This is a genomic window from Roseibium aggregatum (genome assembly GCF_014692675.1).
GTDB lineage: Bacteria > Pseudomonadota > Alphaproteobacteria > Rhizobiales > Stappiaceae > Roseibium > Roseibium aggregatum_C.
Genome location: NZ_JABFCZ010000094.1, coordinates 1 through 464 on the forward strand (window position 1 = coordinate 1; position 464 = coordinate 464).

Annotated in this window: 1 pseudogene; it reads left to right on the plus strand. The window is 56.0% G+C overall.

Annotated elements, in window-relative coordinates:
* Positions 1–186 precede the first annotated feature (186 nt).
* Positions 187–464 (plus strand): annotated as a pseudogene (locus tag HK439_RS26445) (phosphoglycerate dehydrogenase); the annotation flags it as partial.

A 464-nucleotide genomic window follows, 5' to 3' on the forward strand; every position in this document is an offset into this window, starting at 1 on the left:
ATTCATGGTCATCCTGAGAACGCTTCACGTCGCAGGAATAGGTGTTTAGCGGGGCGCGTATGCTAGCATACCGCCCCCGCAGGACAGAGCCCAAGGGCGTTCTGCGGTGACGGCTTTCCTGCCGTCCGGGTCAGCTTAAGCGATCCGATTCCCTGCCATTTTTCTCCGGGATACAGGTTTACGCAGATGAGCAAGACTTCTCTCGATAAGAGCAAGATCAAGTTCCTTCTTCTGGAAGGCGTCCACCCATCGGCTGTCGACGTACTGAAAGCCGCTGGGTACTCCAGCATTGAGTACATCACCAGTTCTCTGCCGGAAGCCCAGTTAAAGGAAAAGATCGCCGACGCGCACTTTATCGGCATTCGCTCCCGCACTCAGCTGACCGAAGAGATCTTCGACCACGCCAAGAAACTCGTGGCTGTCGGCTGTTTCTGCATCGGCACCAACCAGGTCGACCTCAACGC